This is a genomic window from Bacteroides sp. PHL 2737 (assembly GCF_004115325.2).
Taxonomy (GTDB): Bacteria; Bacteroidota; Bacteroidia; order Bacteroidales; family Bacteroidaceae; genus Bacteroides; species Bacteroides hominis.
On sequence record NZ_CP040630.1, the window covers coordinates 146794 to 165395 of the forward strand.

At 43.1% G+C, this 18602-nt stretch carries 13 protein-coding genes; 4 read left to right on the forward strand and 9 right to left on the reverse strand.

All coding sequences use genetic code 11. The annotated features are described in order from the left end of the window. Nucleotides 1–1099: 1099 nt before the first annotated feature. Nucleotides 1100–2221, reverse strand: a complete 1122-nt coding sequence (locus DBK98_RS00650; RefSeq protein ID WP_032535402.1) for an ISAs1 family transposase — start codon at nt 2219–2221, stop codon at nt 1100–1102. A 724-nt stretch (nt 2222–2945) separates the two neighbouring features. Here DBK98_RS00650 and metF point away from each other — a divergent pair. Genes metF through gldH form a run of 4 tightly spaced genes read left to right on the forward strand, consistent with a single transcriptional unit; the run spans nt 2946 to nt 6934 of the window. Continuing rightward, on the forward strand, nt 2946–3899 hold the full coding sequence (gene metF / locus DBK98_RS00655; protein ID WP_032535404.1) for a methylenetetrahydrofolate reductase [NAD(P)H]: 954 nt from the start codon (nt 2946–2948) through the stop codon (nt 3897–3899). Between the two features lie 3 nt (nt 3900–3902). Next, nucleotides 3903–5012, forward strand: a complete 1110-nt coding sequence (locus tag DBK98_RS00660; protein WP_005783087.1) for a DNA polymerase III subunit delta' — start codon at nt 3903–3905, stop codon at nt 5010–5012. Nucleotides 5013–5028: 16 nt separating this feature from the next. Continuing rightward, nucleotides 5029–6486 carry a regulatory iron-sulfur-containing complex subunit RicT gene (gene ricT, locus DBK98_RS00665; RefSeq protein WP_005810923.1) on the forward strand — a complete coding sequence of 486 codons (1458 nt, stop codon included), beginning with the start codon at nt 5029–5031 and terminating at the stop codon, nt 6484–6486. Beyond that, entirely contained in the window at nt 6464–6934 is a 471-nt protein-coding gene (gene gldH, locus DBK98_RS00670) for a gliding motility lipoprotein GldH (protein WP_005783084.1), read from the forward strand. The genes ricT and gldH overlap by 23 nt, the downstream gene beginning before the upstream one ends. On the opposite strand, the gene rodA is transcribed toward gldH, so the two are convergent. The 8 genes from rodA to DBK98_RS00710 all read right to left on the reverse strand — a co-directional run bounded on the left by rodA (nt 6929) and on the right by DBK98_RS00710 (nt 18443). Continuing rightward, on the reverse strand, nt 6929–8386 hold the full coding sequence (gene rodA / locus DBK98_RS00675; protein ID WP_022011752.1) for a rod shape-determining protein RodA: 1458 nt from the start codon (nt 8384–8386) through the stop codon (nt 6929–6931). The genes gldH and rodA overlap by 6 nt on opposite strands. Next, complete coding sequence (gene mrdA / locus DBK98_RS00680) at nt 8367–10223, reverse strand: penicillin-binding protein 2 (protein WP_032535405.1); 1857 nt, start codon at nt 10221–10223, stop codon at nt 8367–8369. Before mrdA ends, rodA begins: the two co-directional genes overlap by 20 nt. Before the next feature lie 2 nt (nt 10224–10225). Continuing rightward, a complete protein-coding gene (mreD, locus tag DBK98_RS00685) occupies nt 10226–10723 on the reverse strand; it encodes a rod shape-determining protein MreD (protein WP_032535406.1) in 498 nt (165 codons plus the stop codon). Further along, the gene (mreC, locus tag DBK98_RS00690; protein ID WP_005783073.1) at nt 10720–11565 is read right to left on the reverse strand and encodes a rod shape-determining protein MreC; all 846 of its coding nucleotides are present in this window, start codon (nt 11563–11565) and stop codon (nt 10720–10722) included. Before mreC ends, mreD begins: the two co-directional genes overlap by 4 nt. Before the next feature lie 102 nt (nt 11566–11667). Continuing rightward, nucleotides 11668–12690 carry a rod shape-determining protein gene (locus tag DBK98_RS00695; RefSeq protein ID WP_005792050.1) on the reverse strand — a complete coding sequence of 341 codons (1023 nt, stop codon included), beginning with the start codon at nt 12688–12690 and terminating at the stop codon, nt 11668–11670. A gap of 73 nt (nt 12691–12763) precedes the next feature. Then, nucleotides 12764–14287 carry a bifunctional phosphoribosylaminoimidazolecarboxamide formyltransferase/IMP cyclohydrolase gene (gene purH, locus DBK98_RS00700; RefSeq protein WP_005810937.1) on the reverse strand — a complete coding sequence of 508 codons (1524 nt, stop codon included), beginning with the start codon at nt 14285–14287 and terminating at the stop codon, nt 12764–12766. A 151-nt stretch (nt 14288–14438) separates the two neighbouring features. Continuing rightward, complete coding sequence (locus DBK98_RS00705) at nt 14439–16472, reverse strand: M13 family metallopeptidase (protein ID WP_005810940.1); 2034 nt, start codon at nt 16470–16472, stop codon at nt 14439–14441. A gap of 15 nt (nt 16473–16487) precedes the next feature. Then, the gene (locus DBK98_RS00710) at nt 16488–18443 is read right to left on the reverse strand and encodes an ABC-F family ATP-binding cassette domain-containing protein (RefSeq protein ID WP_032535407.1); all 1956 of its coding nucleotides are present in this window, start codon (nt 18441–18443) and stop codon (nt 16488–16490) included. Nucleotides 18444–18602: the final 159 nt, after the last annotated feature.

Sequence of the window (18602 nt, forward strand, 5' to 3'; positions counted from 1 at the left end):
ATTAAACTCCAAAGAAAAAGGAGATTATTTTGGTTGTTCGTTAAGGCAATCAATACGCGCCTGCAACATGTCAATTTCAATCGGCTCTCCCTCTCTTGGAAAGCGGGTGCAAAAGTACGCGATTTACCAATACAAGGCAAATATATAAGGAAGTTTTTTTTCATAAAAATATAAATTTATATGTAAAGGGCTGAGGGAGAGGTAGGTTTTAAAAGCATACTTTAAAAAAAGGGGAAAAGGGAGGCCAAGGGGACACATTATTATAATATATAGAGGGGGGGAATACTTGGAAAACAAGGAGGGGATTCATTGGGGAGGGAGGGGAATCTGTGTTGGGAACGAACCGCCAGGCGGTTGCAAATTTCTCAGGGGGGGATATGGGAAAGGGATTCTCAGGGGGCACCCGGACAAATGCGTAGCTGGGTCAGCAGTTAAATGTCATTGATAATCAGAAGAGTATATTTACCTGAATTTTATTCTTGATGTAAAGCCATTTACCCGGGCATGTAAAAGCATTTACCTCAGCATGTAAAGCCATTTACCTCGGCATGTAAAAGCGTTTACCCCGGTTGGTAAATGGAACCCGCATTCGAGGTTACGGGGGGACGCACGTAAAGGCAGCGTCAAGGCAACGTATGCTTCGGACAGACCATGCTTGAGGGAAAGCGCCGGTGAAAAAGGAAAGGCGGGAGAAAGGGAATAACGGACAGGAAATGGGGCGGACGGGGAGCAAAGAATATCCCAAGCGGCAAATAACAAAGGACTTCCGGAAAAAAGCAAAGCATTTTCAAGCAAACAAGCGGGGATATGAAAATGCTTTTTAAGGGAAAAACTGACAAGAAACAGAAAGTATACTTCTGAATACGAGTGAATTAGGAAAGTTTTTCAAGCGATGGCAGAGGGTGGAAGATGGAAGATGAGGGTGGAAGACAAACAGGCTGAAAACGCGATCTTCCACCCTATTAACTAAATGATAATCAGACAAAAAGATTGAAAAAGGTGGAAGATGGAAGATAGAAATGCATTTCGCGGAGGAGAGGAGAAAAGCGAATGGGAGATGCAGGGCGGACGCTCAATAAATATAACATCTTATCATTTTCTATATTTTTTCAATACCAATGACTTTATCTCTTATTTTCTCATCCCATCCACATGCTTTCCTCTTTCCTGCCATTCCCAGTTTGATGTCACTCTGTTTCAATAGCATGAGTGCTAACTTTGATATGGCAGAAAAGTTGATAGCTGCATTTCCTGTTTTCCTGTCATCATCTTCTCTGAATCCTATATCAAGTACCCAATGTAGGTTATTTTCAACCTCCCAGTGTGATCTAATCGATTTGAGTATGATAATCGGGTCAGGTTCCAATGATGATATATAATACCTTGTTTCCATGACAGCCTCTTTATCCCCCATTTTTCTAATAGAATTTATCATTGCCAATGTCTTGATTCCCGTCCAGCCTTTGAGAAAATACTGAAGATTTTTAGCGCTTATGCATGCACATTCTCTGTATTCACTTCTTCCATGCCCTTTGTTTTCCTCAAAGTACCTTTTTGCGTGACATAAATAGTATCTCGATTCCTCACTAAGATTAAACTCTATTATATCCCTGAGTGCTTCGTGATTATCTTTGGCACATAAAATATAGTCAGCCTTGTTCTCTATTATTAGTTTAGTGATTGATTTCTGACAGCCGATAGCATCAATGGTTATGATACAATTCTCAAGCTCCAGTGTCTTTATCAGCTCGGGGATAGCTTTTATTTCATTCGATTTTTCTTCTACTTTTCTTTGCCCAAGGCAAATACCGTTAGATACAGACCAGGCACTGACCATGTAGAGTTTACTTCTCACTCCATTTTTTGAGTTACTACTTTTATCGGGATTATCACAAATGGCTTTTCCATCAATAGCTACCACTCCGGGGATTCTACGGCAGATGTCATCAACCCACAACCTGAAACATTCTTCAAACCAATCGATATCCAATATGGAGAAGAAACGGCTCAAGGTATCATGAGAAGGAATAGAAACCAAACCCGGAAGACGAGCCTTGAAATATGATTCATGTGTTTTTCCGAATGTTTCTATTTCGTTCCACGTATCAGCACCGCAGATAACAGCGACTAGGGCGATGAACACTATTTCGTTAGACTGATATATTTTATTCTTATCATCTCTTACATCAGGAATAATAGCTGAAAATGCTTGAATGGTCATATTGCGATATGGATTTAATATAGTAAAAAACAAATGTAATGAATTATATTACACACAGACAAAAGGAGCAGGAAATATTGAAAAATACAGGGAAGGGACTACATATTTAGGAAATAATACAACCCTAATAAGATGTTATACTTATTGAGCGTCCGCCCTGTGGGAGATGAAAGATACAAAAAGAAAAAAGGGAAGAGATCGGGAAAGAGTGAAACGGGACGAAAAGAAAAGATAAAAGACTAATGTTAAAAGCATATTTTGCCATAATTTCTCTCCCGCCCAAAAGCAGGGCATGTTCTACCAAAGCATATGAAAGCAGTTATAGTAACAGACAAAAACTTTCTTTCATCGTTTTCCAGGGCAAAATCAGCTAATTATGACTCTTTCGCAATTCAAGCGCAAAGGTCTTTCAAAATAAACAAGATGTACCGTCATAAGGTAGTTCTAAGATTTCTGTCATAAGGAATAAAAGAACAAATACACCAGCAAAATCAACAGAAGGGACAACAAAACCGAACTTTAAAAATATCCCCAAAGGAGCATCTGTCCATGTAAATCCTGCCTTTCATTCATTAAAAGTATCGGTTAACAGCCAAAAAAGATTCATAACCGGAAGAGATAGCAATCTTTTAGGGTTCCACAACGATTTCATTTCATCTTTTTTTCGTATTTTTGTCCCAATATGCACCTTATTATAAGGAGAGCAACGACGAATAAAGAAACAATGAGAGTAATTGACTTAATACATAGCAACGAAAAAACAGCCTTCTCTTTTGAAATACTTCCTCCTCTGAAAGGTACGGGTATTGAGAAGCTGTATCAAACCATAGATACATTACGAGAATTTGACCCCAAGTATATCAATATCACTACGCACCGCAGTGAATATGTATACAGAGATCTGGGGAATGGGCTTTATCAGCGCAATCGGCTACGAAGACGTCCGGGAACCGTAGCTGTAGCAGCTGCTATCCAGAACAAGTATAATATGACGGTAGTACCTCACATTCTGTGCAGTGGTTTTACTCAGGAAGAAACTGAATACGTACTGCTCGACCTACAATTCCTGGGAATTACCGATCTGTTGGTTCTCCGTGGAGATAAAGCAAAGCACGAATCGGTTTTTACCCCCGAAGGAGACGGACATCATCATGCTTTAGAGTTACAGGAACAGATCAATAATTTCAATAAAGGTATCTTTGTAGACGGTTCGGAGATGAAAGTAACAAATACTCCTTTCTCTTATGGAGTGGCCTGTTATCCGGAAAAACATGAAGAAGCACCTAACATCGACATGGATATCCATTGGCTGAAAAAGAAAGTGGAGGCCGGAGCCGAATATGCTGTGACACAATTGTTCTATGACAACAAGAAATACTTTGATTTCGTAGAAAGAGTACACCAGGCAGGAATACACATCCCGATTATTCCGGGCATCAAACCTTTCAAGAAGTTATCCCAACTAAGCATGGTTCCGAAAACATTTAAGGTAGACCTTCCGGAAGAACTAACCCAGGAAGCACTGAAGTGCAAAACAGACGAGGAAGCCTGCAAAGTGGGTATCGAATGGTGTATCAACCAATGTAAAGAGCTGATGGCCGCCGGTGTACCCAGTATCCACTTTTACTCCATCGGAGCAGTGGACAGTATAAAAGAAGTAGCCAAAGCGATTTATTAAACTATGTTTTTCAGAGACGTCATCGGACAAGAGGCAGCCAAGCAGCGACTGATACAAGAAGTCAGCGAAGGACGCATACCACACGCCCAACTTTTCTGCGGGCCTGAAGGTGTGGGCAAGTTTCCATTGGCATTAGCCTATGCACGCTACCTGAGTTGCACGAACCGCAGTGAGACAGACGCTTGTGGAGTCTGTCCGTCGTGTGTGAAGTTCAATAAGCTGGTTCACCCCGATGTTCACTTCGTTTTTCCGGTAGTAAAAAACGGAAGAAGTGATGATTACATTGTGGAATGGAGAAAACTGGTACTGAATAATCCCTATTTTACGATTAACCACTGGCTAAACGAAATTAACGCAGAAAATGCACAGGCGGTGATTTACACCAAAGAAAGTGATGAGATCATGAAAAAGCTCAGCCTTAAATCCAGCGAAGGAGGATTTAAGATTACCATTCTTTGGCTTCCCGAAAAGATGCAGCAAGCTTGTGCCAACAAGTTATTAAAGCTGCTGGAAGAACCACCCCAGAAAACGATTTTCTTACTGGTATCAGAGAATCCGGAATTAATTCTCCAAACGATACTGAGCCGCACACAACGTTTCAATCTACGCAAAATAGACGAACAATGCATTGCCGACGCTTTACAAAACAAATATGGAGTGCAGCAGGCGACCAGTATTTCGATTGCCCACCTGGCTAACGGAAACTTTATCAAAGCGCTTGAAACCATTCATCTGAATGAAGAGAATCAACTGTTTTTTGAGTTATTTGTCAGCCTGATGCGCCTTTCTTACCAAAGAAAAATCCGGGAAATGAAATTGTGGAGCGAACAAGTGTCAGGCATGGGACGTGAACGTCAGAAGAACTTCCTGGAGTACTGCCAACGGATGATCCGGGAGAATTTCATCTACAACCTGCATCGGAAAGAATTGACTTATATGACATTAGATGAACAGAACTTCGCTACACGGTTTGCCCCTTTTGTAAACGAACGAAACGTGATGGGCATCATGGACGAACTGAGTGAAGCTCAAAAACATATTGAACAGAATGTAAACGCTAAAATGGTATTTTTCGACTTCTCACTGAAGATGATCGTACTGTTGAAGCAATAACTTTAAAATAAAGTATATGGAATTTAAACTGCATAATGGGAGCGGAGGCCTTTGCTGTAAGAGCTGTTCCCGACAAGATAAAAAACTAAATACCTACGATTGGCTGGCCGACATACCGGGCAATGCGGAGGAGAGTGACATGGTAGAGGTTCAGTTCAAGAACACCCGCAAGGGATACTACCGAAACAGCAACAAGATCAAATTAGAGAAGGGAGACATCGTAGCCGTAGAAGCTACACCGGGACATGACATCGGCACCGTTACCCTGACGGGACGATTAGTGCCGCTCCAGATGAAAAAGGCAAACTTTAAACAAGATGCTGAAATCAAACGTATCTACCGCAAAGCCAAAGCTGTGGATATGGAGAAATATGAAGAAGCCAAAGCCAAAGAACACGCCACAATGATTCGTGCGCGTCAGATAGCGGCCAGCCTGAATTTGGACATGAAAATTGGCGACGTAGAATATCAGGGAGACGGCAACAAAGCTATCTTCTACTACATCGCTGACGAACGCGTCGACTTTCGGCAGTTAATTAAAGTGTTGGCTGAAGCTTTCAGAGTACGTATCGAAATGAAACAGATCGGTGCGCGCCAGGAGGCAGGGCGCATCGGAGGTATCGGTCCTTGCGGACGTGAATTGTGTTGCGCCACCTGGATGACAAGTTTTGTGTCTGTATCGACCAGCGCAGCAAGGTATCAGGACATTTCACTCAATCCTCAAAAACTGGCAGGACAGTGTGCTAAGTTAAAATGTTGCCTGAACTACGAAGTAGATTGCTATGTAGAAGCGCAGAAGCGCCTGCCTTCAAGAGAGATTGAACTGGAAACTAAAGACGGAACCTATTATTTCTTCAAAGCAGATATTCTCAGCAACCAGATTTCGTATTCAACAGACAAGAATTTCGCCGCAAACTTAGTCACTATCAGCGGGAAACGGGCATTCGAAGTGATAGGACTGAACAAAAGGGGCATCAAACCGGATAGTCTATTGGAAGCTGAACGCAAACCGGAACCTAAAAAGCCGACTGACCTGTTGGAACAAGAAAGTCTGACACGTTTTGACCGTGACCGTCGCCGTAACGGAAAAGATGGAAATGGAAAAGAAGAAGGTGGAAACGGAAACCGCAAAAAGAAGAAAAAGAACAATAACAACCGTCCGCAACAAGCCGCCAATGCTGAAACACAAAACCCATCGCCGACGGCTATAGAAAACAAAGAGAACAGTGGAGCTCAACCGGTACAAGGGCAACAACGCACACGAGGAGAACGCCCCAAAAACAATAACCGCAGCAACAATCAGCCGCGCAAAAATAATGAGGCTCGTGAACCGCGCAATAATGAAAATCGGGAAACACGTAAGAATGAACCCCGTGAGCAGCGCCCTCCACGCGAACCCCGCGGACCACGTAACAACGAACAACCTAAACGCACCGAGAAACCCCAGGGAAATGAAAAACCTGCTCAAGAATAGCATCTGCATGCTTCTCATGACATGGATACTGACTGCATGTGACGATAACACTGTGTATCACTCATATCAATCCACCCCTCAAGGTGGATGGAAAAAGAGTGATACACTCTTTTTCAATGTCCCTTTGAATGACTCCCTGATCAATCTGCGATTGTCTGCCGGTGTACGCAACAGCAGTAATTATCCTTATCAGAATCTGGACATCCTTATCAGTTACAATCTGGAAGATTCAACTGTATGGAAAACAGACACTCTGAAGTTTACTCTGACTGACCAAGAAGGTAAATGGAAAGGAACCGGCTGGGGAAGTCTTTACCAATCGGCTCTTCCCTTAAAAGACTGCTCCATCAAGCATCCCGGTAACTATACTTTTAAAGTTGTACACGGAATGAAAGATGAACAAATAACCGGAATCATTGATGTGGGACTGAAAATCGAGCACTTATAACCTCCTGCTACGTCCTGCATCAATACGCAGAAAAATAAAGAGCAGAATAGTAAATCCCCATAAGGACGACCCCCCATAACTAAAAAAAGGTAACGGAATACCAATCACAGGAGTCAGACCAAGCACCATTCCGACATTAATAAATAAATGGAAAAGGAAGATACTCACGACCGAATAGCCATAAACCCGTCCAAAAGTTGAGGTCTGCCGCTCCGATACCGCTATAAGACGCAGTATCAATGCCAGGAAAAGTAAAAGGACAGCAGCTGAACCAACAAATCCCTGTTCTTCGCCTACAGTACAGAAAATAAAGTCTGTATCTTGTTCAGGCACATATTTCAACTTCGTTTGCGTACCGTTCAGAAAGCCCTTGCCGGTCAATCCTCCAGAACCAATCGCTATCTTAGACTGGTTAACATTATAACCGGCACCAGCCAGATCCTCTTCCATTCCCAACACTACCTTTATACGAATCTGCTGATGAGGTTCAAGGATATTGTCGAAAACATAATCGCTTGAGTAGAGAAAACCAATAGATCCCAAAGCAAACAATGCTATCAGGAGATAAGCACGTTGCCGCTCGCTCAGAGACAAGTAAAGCAGATAGCAGATAACCACCACACAAAGTCCCCACTCTACCCAAACCAGATTAAAAGGAACAAGATACTCAGAAACAAGATAGGCAATCGACAATGCAAGCAAACTACCACCTATAATATTCCGCACAGGCTCCCATTTCTTTCTATACACCCAAACCATGGAACCTGCAAACAAAAGTATCATCATCAAAACAGCAAATTCTCCGATCGGTGTAGGTGTGTCGGCAATAAACACCTGATCAAAACGAATACCTACCACAAAATATACTACTGCACATACCCCTGAAAACAAAACAACCCCGGGCATACCTTCGCGATACAGCATCAAGAAAAAAGCAAGATAGACCAATGCCGAACCGGTTTCTTTCTGCAACACGATCAGCAACATCGGCAACAGAATAAAAGCAACCAAAGGCAAAAAGCATTTCCACTTCTTTATATTAAAAGAATAGGCATTCATAAACTTCGCCAATGCCAAAGCCGTTGCAAACTTTGCGAATTCCGCCGGCTGGAGACTGACCGGACCTAATATTAACCAGGAACGGGAGCCTTTTGTATCAGGTGCGATAAAGATAGTCACTATCAACAGAAGAATCAGACCTATATATACAAGGTATGCAAACATATCGTACATCCGTTCTTCAAGCATCAAAAGAATGAAGCCAAGCCCGAAAGAACAGATAATCCACACAAACTGCCTACCGGCGCGGGTAGAAAAATCCAGAAAGTCACGATCACCATAATCATAACTGGCTCCACACACACTGAACCATCCGCCGATAATAAGGAGCAGGTAAATACCGATCGTTACCCAATCCAATGTTTTCCATAAACTAACGCTCCTCGTTTCCATACATAATCACTCTATTACTATATTCTTCTGCACGTATCTCGTTCTCGGGGGACAGCTTTCCTTTTAAATATTGTTCCATCATCAGTGCCCCGATAGGTACTCCGTAAACCGCACCAAAGCCACCGTTCTCAACATATACAGCAATGGCTATCTTGGGATTATTCATCGGAGCAAATCCCATAAAGACAGAATGGTCATGACCACGATTCTGCGCCGTACCGGTCTTACCACACACTTCAACATCCGGCAAAATGGCCCCAGCCACCCGGCAAGTTCCTCCCGTAACCGCAGCCCGCATACCGGTCACCACATCTTCATAATGTTTTCGGTCGATAGAGGTCTTTCTGGGCACCCGATAGATACTGTCAAGCTGTTCGTCTTGTATTTCTTTCACAATATGCGGAGTGATAAAATGTCCCCGATTGGCAATAGTAGCACCCAGATTGGCTATCTGCAGCGGAGTTGCCAGAATCTCTCCCTGACCGATGGCAATACTGATTACCGTCAATCCATTCCAGCGTCCACGATAAGCTTTATCATAAAACTGAGCATTAGGGATCAATCCGCGCTTCTCCCCCGGCAAGTCTACTCCAAGTTTATAACCAAAACCTTGAGAAACCATGTGATCTTTCCAAACAGTAATGGCATTTTGCGAGGAGCCATACTTCCGATCACCAAACATCCGGAACAATCCCCAGCAAAAATAAGAGTTACATGAAGTAGCAATGGCCGGTATCAATGGCAGCGGTGAACCATGGGCATGGCAACCTACATGCAGGCTTCCGTAATTGAATCCATGAGCACAAGGAAAGGCCGGCGTATTGGTCTGAATAATTCCTTCCTGTAAGAAAGTCAGTGCTTGTGCTGTCTTAAACGTTGATCCCGGAGGATATACCCCCATAATCGAACGGTTTAGCAAAGGTTTCATCGGATCTCTCTGAAGCATGAGGTGATTCTTTCCACGCTGACGCCCAATCATCAGTCTCGGATCAAAATCAGGCGAGGAAACCATACAAAGTATTTCCCCCGTTTCCGGCTCAATAGCTACAATACTACCGATTTTGTTTTTCAATAAACGCTCTCCCAACATCTGGAGATCAATATCAATTCCGAGTTTCAGATTCTTCCCGGGTACCGGACGTTTATCATACTTCCCATCCATATAATGCCCCTGTATGCGCCCATGAGCATCACGCAACAATACTTCCACTCCCTTTTCACCACGCAAAAAAGATTCATACGATTTTTCAATGCCTTGCTTACCGATATAGTCGCCACGGATGTAGTAATCATCATTTTCTATGTCTTTCATTGATACCTCACCGATATCACCAAGCACATGGGCAGCAGAGTTATAACTATATTGTCGAATGGTGCGACGCTGTATATAGAATCCCCGGAATTTAAATAGTTTCTCCTGAAACACCCCACACTCTTCTGCCGAAAGCTGAGACATAAATACCTGATTAGTATAACGTGAATATCCCGGATTTCTACGGCGGTCTTTCATATCACTCATAATTCTCAGGAACTGCGCACGGGTGATATTCAGCGTCTGACACAAATCAAGTGTGTCAAGGTTCTCAACTTCCTTTGGAACCATTGTAATATCATAAGCAGGCTGATTAAACACCAACAATTTATCATTCCGATCGTACATCGCCCCACGTGACGGATACTGAATTTTATTTAAGAAAGCATTACTGTCGGCATTCTTCTTATAGTCATCCGTAGCTATCTGGAGTGAAAATAAACGCACTAAGTAGATCAGGACAATAGCCAGCGCTACTCCACCGATCACATATTTTCGTTTCTCCAGCACATAATCTTTTGCCATATCTATCTCCTCACTCCTTCAACAGCCATAATACAAGTTATAGTCAAAATGGTGCTCGACACCACCCTTAACAGCAATAACGGTATGCTGGTAAATGAGAAGAACTCAAGAGTAAGCAACATAAGATGATGTACAAAGACACTCACCACCAGATATTTGAGAAAAGAAGCAATCCCCATACTTTTCAACGAAGGTACAATGCTGTCCAAAGTATCGCGGGGAGTAAACAAACGGAGAAACAACGGACGTAGAAAAGCCAGTAACACTGTCGCCGCCGCATTCATACCCGATGTGTTAGAAAAGATATCAATGGCAAGACCTATGCAAAAGCCCCATAACATCAATTCGTTTCGGGAAGTACCGGAATTAAACTTTAAAATAAAGTAGACATATAAAAAAGGAGTAGCCACACCGGCAATATGCACATTATTCAGGATCAGTACCTGAAGCAAGATCAGACCGACAAACCATCCTATTCTATGTATATAGTTGATAATCATTGCGCCAAACTCTTTTGTTCCAATTCTTTTTGTTCATGCTGGCCGGTCCTTGCAATCACACGCACTTCACTCACTTTACCAAAATCCGTTGCCAGCTTTACTTTCAACAAATAAGAGAGCCCGTCATTCGAATCGGCCATATCATCTACAGTACCAATCATGATCCCTTCAGGAAAAACGGTAGAATAACCACTGGTTACCACTGTATCCCCTAAGTTGAACTCTGCATGACGGGGTAAATCTTTCAAATAAGCATATCGGGAATCTCCATACTCCCATTTCAGATAACCAAAATATTCACTACCCACAATTTTACAACTAATACTGGACTTGCTGTTCAGCACCGAAATGACCCGAGAATAATGAGAAGAAGTATCGTATACGATACCAACGACTCCGTTTCCGTCGACAACTCCCATTTCCGGACGGATCCCATCTTTCGATCCACGATTTAAAGTGATGTAATTATCTACCAGATTGAGACTGTTATTGATGACCCGCGCCTTAAAAACCTGATAATCCGTATTAGGTAAATTGCGGATACTATTTAATTCGGTAGAGTCTGATAAATGCCTTCCCAGAGCATCCTCCAGATTGTGATTCTGTTGTTCCAGTTCCATAATGCGATCCAGCAAATCTTCATTGACCGATTTTAAATGGAAATAAGAAGTAATCCCTCCGGATACTTCATACACTTTGCCGGCAACCGCATTAGCCGAACTGAAATAAACACTGTGTTGATAGTGATTAAAGCGAAATAACAAAACAAAACTGATCACCTCCAATAAAATGAAGAGGAACCAGTGATTATATTTCAAGAGAAAGTTCAGTAAATTCCGCATAAAGACATATAAGTTACAAGCTACGAACTACGAGCTACAAGTATATGCAGCTACATTTATGCACTGCCAGTAACTTATAGCTCGTAATTCGTAGTTAATTATTTATCTCATCAAGAATGAGAAACGGTCTACATTCTTCAATGCAACACCTGTACCTTTAGCCACTGCATGCAACGGATCTTCCGCAATGTGGAAAGGAATATTAATCTTATCAGTCAGACGTTTGTCCAAGCCACGAAGCAGCGCTCCACCACCGGCCAGATAGATTCCATTGTGTACAATATCAGCATACAGTTCAGGAGGCGTATTCTCCAACGCGCTCAAAATAGCCGTTTCAATTTTTGAAATTGATTTCTCAAGGCAGTGTGCTACTTCCTGATAACATACCGGCACTTCCATCGGAAGCGCAGTAATACGGTTCGGTCCGTGAACAATATAATCTTCCGGAGCATCCTCACCCAGTTCGGTCAAAGCAGCACCTACATTGATTTTAATACGCTCGGCCATACGTTCACTGACTTTAACGTTATGTTGGCGGCTCATATATTCCTGAATATCTGCTGTCAGATCGTCACCTGCAATGCGGATAGAGTTATTCGAAACAATACCTCCCAATGAAATTACGGCAATCTCGGTAGAACCACCACCTATATCGACAATCATATTTCCTTCCGGTGCCTCTACATCGATACCAATGCCAATAGCTGCGGCCATAGGTTCAAATACCAGATAAACATCACGTCCACCGGCATGTTCGGCAGAGTCACGAACAGCACGAAGTTCAACTTCCGTACTACCCGAAGGCACTCCGATCACCATACGAAGCGACGGAGAAAAAAGACGGTTGCGAGTATTTACCTGTTTGATTAATCCGCGCATCATCTGCTCGCAAGCATAGAAGTCGGCAATCACTCCGTCACGTAGCGGACGGATGGTACGAATATTCTCGTGGGTCTTTTCGTGCATCAGTTTTGCCTTTTCCCCCACAGCAATCATCTTGTCTGTCCGACGGTCAAGGGCCACCACCGAAGGCTCATCTACTACAATCTTACCACCGGTAATTATGATAGTATTGGCCGTACCGAGGTCCATTGCTATTTCTTGTGTAAAAGAGAATAATCCCATAATGAATAAATTTCTAATGCGTCGATATGCCAGTGTGTCCTAACGGGTTGTCCGGCATACAACAAGTTTTTAATTAGTGCTTAAAGTGGCGGATACCCGTTGTCACCATTGCCATGCCATGTTCGTTGCAATAGTCAAATGTCAACTGGTCTTTCACCGAACCTCCCGGCTGAATAACAGCTGTCACACCTTCTTTATCCGCAATTTCCACACAGTCGGGGAAAGGGAAGAAAGCATCCGACGCCATCACTGCCCCCTGCAGGTCAAATCCAAATGACTTAGCCTTCTCGATAGCCTGCTTCAATGCATCCACACGCGAAGTCTGTCCTACACCGCTTGCCAGTAATTGTTTACCTTTTGCCAGTACGATGGCATTCGATTTACTGTTTTTCACTATCTTATTAGCAAACAACAGATCTTCGACCTCTTCGGGAGTAGGAATTTTATCAGTTACCGTTTTAAGGTCTGCTGTTGTTTCAATATTCAAGTCTCTATCCTGAACCAGTACACCATTGAGCAAAGAGCGGAATTGCTTTCTCGGCAATTTGGCTTCTTTACGAACCAAAATAATACGGTTCTTTTTCTGCCCAAGAATTTCAAGTGCATCTACATCATAATCAGGAGCAATCACTACTTCAAAGAAGATTTTATTAATCTCTTCCGCAGTCTCTTTATCAATAACGGCATTCGTGATCAATACGCCGCCAAACGCAGAAACCGGATCACCGGCCAAAGCATCTTTCCATGCCTCAAGCACAGTCGGGCGGGAAGCCAGTCCGCAAGCATTGTTATGCTTCAGAATAGCAAATGTAACGTCATCAAATTCATCAATCAAGTCTACAGCAGCATTAATGTCGAGCAGATTGTTGTAAGAAATTTCTTTTCCATGAATCTGGTCGAACATCTCGTCCAGGTTTCCATAGAAATATCCTTTCTGATGCGGATTTTCACCATAACGCAGCGCCTTCTGGCTGTTTGCAGAACAACGGAAAGCAGATCCCTCCTCGGCATCAAAGTAATTGAAAATAGCCGAATCATAATGTGATGAAACTGCAAATGCCTCTTTTGCCATCCAGCGGCGTTCTTCAAGGGAAGAAGTAGCTCCATGCTCCATCAACATATCGAGCAATGGTTTATACTGGGCCTGAGAAGCAACAATAATCACATCGTTGTAATTTTTAGCAGCGGCACGAATCAAAGAGATTCCGCCTATATCAATTTTCTCGATAATAGCAGCTTCATCGGCACCTGAAGCAACCGTAGCCTCAAATGGATAAAGATCTACAATGACAAGATCTATTTCAGGAATTTCATATTTTTCAATCTGCTGGATGTCTTGTTCCAGTCCGCGACGGCAAAGAATACCTCCGAAAATCTTCGGATGCAGCGTCTTCACTCTGCCACCCAAAATCGAAGGGTACGAAGTCAAATCTTCGACAGCCTTACAGGGATAGCCCAGTGATTCGATAAACTGACGAGTTCCTCCCGTTGATAAGAACTCCACTCCTTCTTCGTGCAGTTTGGTAATGATTTCATCCAAACCTTCTTTGTGATAAACCGATACCAGTGCGGTTTTTATTCTTTTAGACTCAGACATTGATTTGCTTATTAAGTATTTGGTGCGCAAAGTTACAAAATATTGTTTATCACACGTTATAAATAAGGTGTGAATTAATAATAAAAAAGCGCTGACTCACAATTAAATGAGTCAGCGCCTTTCTTATTATCAGTTTATTTGCAACAATCTATTACCAAATAGATACCCGTTTATCCACTGGCAAGTACATCGGATCTTTTTCAGTAATATTGAAAGCCTCGTACCATGCACCAATCTGAGGTAGTGCGCCATCTACACGCCATTTGCCTAATGAGTGCGGATCAATCTTCGTAAGTTTCAGGATTTCTTCCGGACGGATATTACCAGCCCACACATTTGCGTAAGACAGGAAGAAACGTTGTTCGGGTGTAAATCCATTTTCATTTTTCAAAGGTGCAGCCGCCGTTGCTTTTTTGAATGCCTGGTAAGACACTTGAAGTCCACCGTGATCGGCAATATTTTCACCCAAAGTAAACTCTCCGTTGGCATGAACCCCGGGAGCTACTTCAATGCTGTCGAAGAAGTTAACCATCACTGCTGCACGTGCTTCAAAGTTCTTGGCATCCTCTGCCGTCCACCAGTCTTTCAAGTTACCATCCTTATCATACTGACGGCCCTGATCATCAAATCCATGAGTCATCTCATGTCCGATAACTACACCAATCGCTCCATAATTGAAAGCATCGTCCGCATTCATATCAAAGAAAGGATATTGAAGTATTCCGGCCGGGAAACATATTTCATTCGTCGTCGGATTGTAATATGCATTTACTGTCTGCGGAGTCATGTGCCACTCCTCTTTATCTACCGGCTTACCGTATTTGGCAATCATTTCATTGTAGCCCCACTGACTGGCGCGCTCAATATTAGCCCAATACGAATCATCCTTTATCTCAAGTGAAGAGTAGTCTTTCCATTTATCCGGATATCCGATCTTTACATGGAAAGTTGCCAGTTTTTCCATGGCCTTTTCTTTAGTCTCTTCTCCCATCCAGCTCAGTTCCCTGATACGTTCGCCCAGAGATTCTTGCAGATTCTTGACCAGAGCCACCATTCTTTCTTTGGCCGCAGCAGGGAAGTACTTCTCCACATACATCTGTCCGACAGCTTCGCCCAATGAACTGTCAACTGTGCTGACAGCACGCTTCCAACGAGGTTGCATTTCTTTCTTACCCGACATGGTACGACCATAGAAGTCAAAATTCTGAGCCACGAAGTCATCACTCAGGTAATTGGCGGCCGAATTGATCAGATTCCACTGCAAGTACAGAATCTGGTCCTCAAGCGGTACTGTATCGATAATGGCATTCACTTCTTTCATTGCATCAGGCTGCCCAATATTAATCTCTTTCAAGTTATTCAGTCCGGCAGTCGAGAAAAATACATCCCATGCGAAAGAGGGATATTCTTTTTGCAATGTTTCCAAAGTCTTCTTGTTATAGTTGGCATGCGGATCGCGTAATTCTACTTGTGAACGTGCCGACCGGGCCAGGCGGGTTTCAATGTTCATTACAGCTTTCACTGCTTTTCCGGCAGTAGTCTCATCATATCCTGCCAATCGGAACATCTTACCTACATGCTGCTGATATTTATCACGGATCTCTTTTGTCTGTGCATCATTCTCCAGATAATAATCCCGTTCGCCCATACCCAGGCCTCCCTGCATGGTGTGTACCATGTTTTCATTGCTATTCATGTCATCAGCGCTGACATAAAAAATAAAATAGGGATACATACCATTCTTTTGCATTTCCACGATCAACGGATAAATCTCAGTTTTACTTTTGATAGCACCTATTTTATCCAGTTCGGGTTTAATGGGAGCAACGCCTTCCTTATTCAGCTTTACGCTGTCCATAGCAATATTATAAAGTTCACCTACTTTCTGTGCAATGCTGCCCGCTTCGTGTTTGCCCGCTGCCAAACCTTCAATCAGCCCGCGCAATTGCCGACGATTGTTCTCGGCAAGCATATCAAACGAACCGAAACGCGAATATTCGTCTGTCAGAGGATGGTTTTTCATCCATCCGCCACAAGCGTACTGATAGAAACTGGTGCCCGGCAGGGCAGTTGTGTCAAGGTTGGCAAGGTCAATGCCGGACGTAAGTACGGCCTCTTTCTTACTGTTGCATCCTGTTGCCATACAACAGATTGCAAGGATTGGTAAATACTTAATTACTTTCATACACTTAAAAAACTATTATTTTTCATTCATCTCCTCCAGCTCCATTGAAACACGTTCCCACTCTTCCACCGTGTGGTCAAGTTGTTGTTTCAACTTCTGGTGTTGTTCGTAAAGTGACATATCCGAAGCACCATCGGGGGTAGCCATCTTCTCTTCAAGGATAGCTATAGCCGATTCTGTTTGTTCGATGGCAGCTTCACAGTCTGCCACCTGGCGCTCCAGTTTCTTTATCTTCTTATTAAATTCTTTCTGTGCTTCGTAGGACAGTTTATTTTCGGATAGCCCCTCTTCAGCTCCTTCCTCTTTCTTACCGCTTGTAGGTGAGGCAGACAAAGGATTGTTTTTCTGAAGTTCGTTCAGGTTCTCTATTTTTTTCTTTTGAAGGAAATCATAGATACCTCCCAAGTGCTCTTTCACTACACCACCACCGAACTCATATACTTTAGTCGCAAGTCCGTCCAGGAAATCACGGTCATGACTGACAATAATTACTGTACCGTCAAATTCGCGTATGGCCTCTTTCAATACATCCTTCGAACGCATATCCAAATGATTGGTAGGCTCGTCGAGTATCAGGAAGTTCACAGGTTCCAACAATAATTTTATCATTGCCAGCCGGGTGCGCTCACCTCCCGAAAGCACTTTTACCTTCTTATCCGAGGCTTCACCACCAAACATGAAGGCTCCCAGTATATCGCGTATTTTGAGACGGATATCTCCCACTGCCACCCGGTCGATCGTATCGAAAACAGTCAGGTTCTCGTCAAGCATCTGTGCCTGATTCTGTGCAAAATAACCTATCTGTACATTATGTCCCAAGGTAAGCTTGCCTTCATAATCAATCTCGCTCATGATACATTTCACAAGGGTAGACTTACCTTCGCCGTTCTTTCCCACAAAAGCAACCTTCTCACCACGATTGATGGTCAGATTGACATCATGGAAGACAACATGCGATCCGTAAGCTTTTTTCACATCTTCGCAGATCACAGGATAGTTGCCACTACGGCTGGAGCAGACAAACTTAAGCCTCAACGCTGAGTTATCCACTTCGTCCACTTCGATCCGCTCTATCTTTTCCAGCTGCTTCATACGACTCTGAACCTGTACGGCCTTAGTTGCTTTATATCGGAAACGCTCAATGAAAGCCTCTGTATCTTCAATCTGCTTCTGCTGATTCTCGTAAGCGCGCAGCTGCTGTTCACGACGCTCCTGACGCAGAACAATAAACTCATCGTACTTCACCTTGTAATCATATATCTGTCCACAGGTTATTTCGATGGTACGGGTAGTTACATTATTCAGGAAAGCCCGGTCGTGGCTGACCAGTACTACCGCATTGGCACGGGTAGATAAAAAATTCTCCAGCCATTGGATACTCTCAATATCCAAATGATTGGTAGGTTCATCGAGCAGCAGTACATCCGGTTTGCGGAGCAAAAGTTTTGCCAACTCGATCCGCATACGCCATCCACCGGAAAATTCACTGGTAGGACGATTAAAGTCATCCCGACTGAAGCCCAATCCTAAGAGGGTACGTTCTATCTCTGCATGAAAGTTAGTCCCTCCCATCATTAGAAAACGGTCGTTCTCGTGCGTAAAACGGTCAATAAGTTTATGATACTCTTCCGAATCATAGTCAGTGCGGTCGGCTAACTCCTGATTCATCCTCTCCAAATCGGCTTGAAGCTCGAAAATATGTTCAAATGCCAGTTCTGCCTCTTCCATCACAGTGTGGTTATCGGCGAGAATCATCACCTGCGGCAGATAGCCGATCGTTACATCACGCGGAATAGCTATAACACCCCGTGTCGGACTTTGCAGTCCGGCCAGGATCTTTAACATCGTTGATTTTCCTGCACCGTTTTTACCCACCAGGGCTATGCGGTCTTTCTTATTGATGACATAACTAACGTCCTCAAACAATGGTGTGGCGTTAAATTCTACTGTTAATCCTTCTACTGAAATCACTTCTTTCTATAAATAAGGGAATTGAGGCAACAAAGATACTCAATTATGCAGACTGCGAAAAAGAATCTATATAAATATGCATCTTCGGAAACAGCAATAAATATCCGGAATGACAGTTCAATCGATTCTTCCGGACATTACCCAAAGAAATAATGCTAC

What these genes read in the sequence shown, in the direction of transcription:
- DBK98_RS00650 (WP_032535402.1), bottom strand. Translation starts at nt 2,221, where the DNA reads ATGACCATTCAAGCATTTTCAGCTATTATTCCTGATGTAAGAGATGAT.
- metF (WP_032535404.1), top strand. Translation starts at nt 2,946, where the DNA reads ATGAGAGTAATTGACTTAATACATAGCAACGAAAAAACAGCCTTCTCT.
- DBK98_RS00660 (WP_005783087.1), top strand. Translation starts at nt 3,903, where the DNA reads ATGTTTTTCAGAGACGTCATCGGACAAGAGGCAGCCAAGCAGCGACTG.
- ricT (WP_005810923.1), top strand. Translation starts at nt 5,029, where the DNA reads ATGGAATTTAAACTGCATAATGGGAGCGGAGGCCTTTGCTGTAAGAGC.
- gldH (WP_005783084.1), top strand. Translation starts at nt 6,464, where the DNA reads ATGAAAAACCTGCTCAAGAATAGCATCTGCATGCTTCTCATGACATGG.
- rodA (WP_022011752.1), bottom strand. Translation starts at nt 8,386, where the DNA reads ATGGAAACGAGGAGCGTTAGTTTATGGAAAACATTGGATTGGGTAACG.
- mrdA (WP_032535405.1), bottom strand. Translation starts at nt 10,223, where the DNA reads ATGGCAAAAGATTATGTGCTGGAGAAACGAAAATATGTGATCGGTGGA.
- mreD (WP_032535406.1), bottom strand. Translation starts at nt 10,723, where the DNA reads ATGATTATCAACTATATACATAGAATAGGATGGTTTGTCGGTCTGATC.
- mreC (WP_005783073.1), bottom strand. Translation starts at nt 11,565, where the DNA reads ATGCGGAATTTACTGAACTTTCTCTTGAAATATAATCACTGGTTCCTC.
- DBK98_RS00695 (WP_005792050.1), bottom strand. Translation starts at nt 12,690, where the DNA reads ATGGGATTATTCTCTTTTACACAAGAAATAGCAATGGACCTCGGTACG.
- purH (WP_005810937.1), bottom strand. Translation starts at nt 14,287, where the DNA reads ATGTCTGAGTCTAAAAGAATAAAAACCGCACTGGTATCGGTTTATCAC.
- DBK98_RS00705 (WP_005810940.1), bottom strand. Translation starts at nt 16,472, where the DNA reads ATGAAAGTAATTAAGTATTTACCAATCCTTGCAATCTGTTGTATGGCA.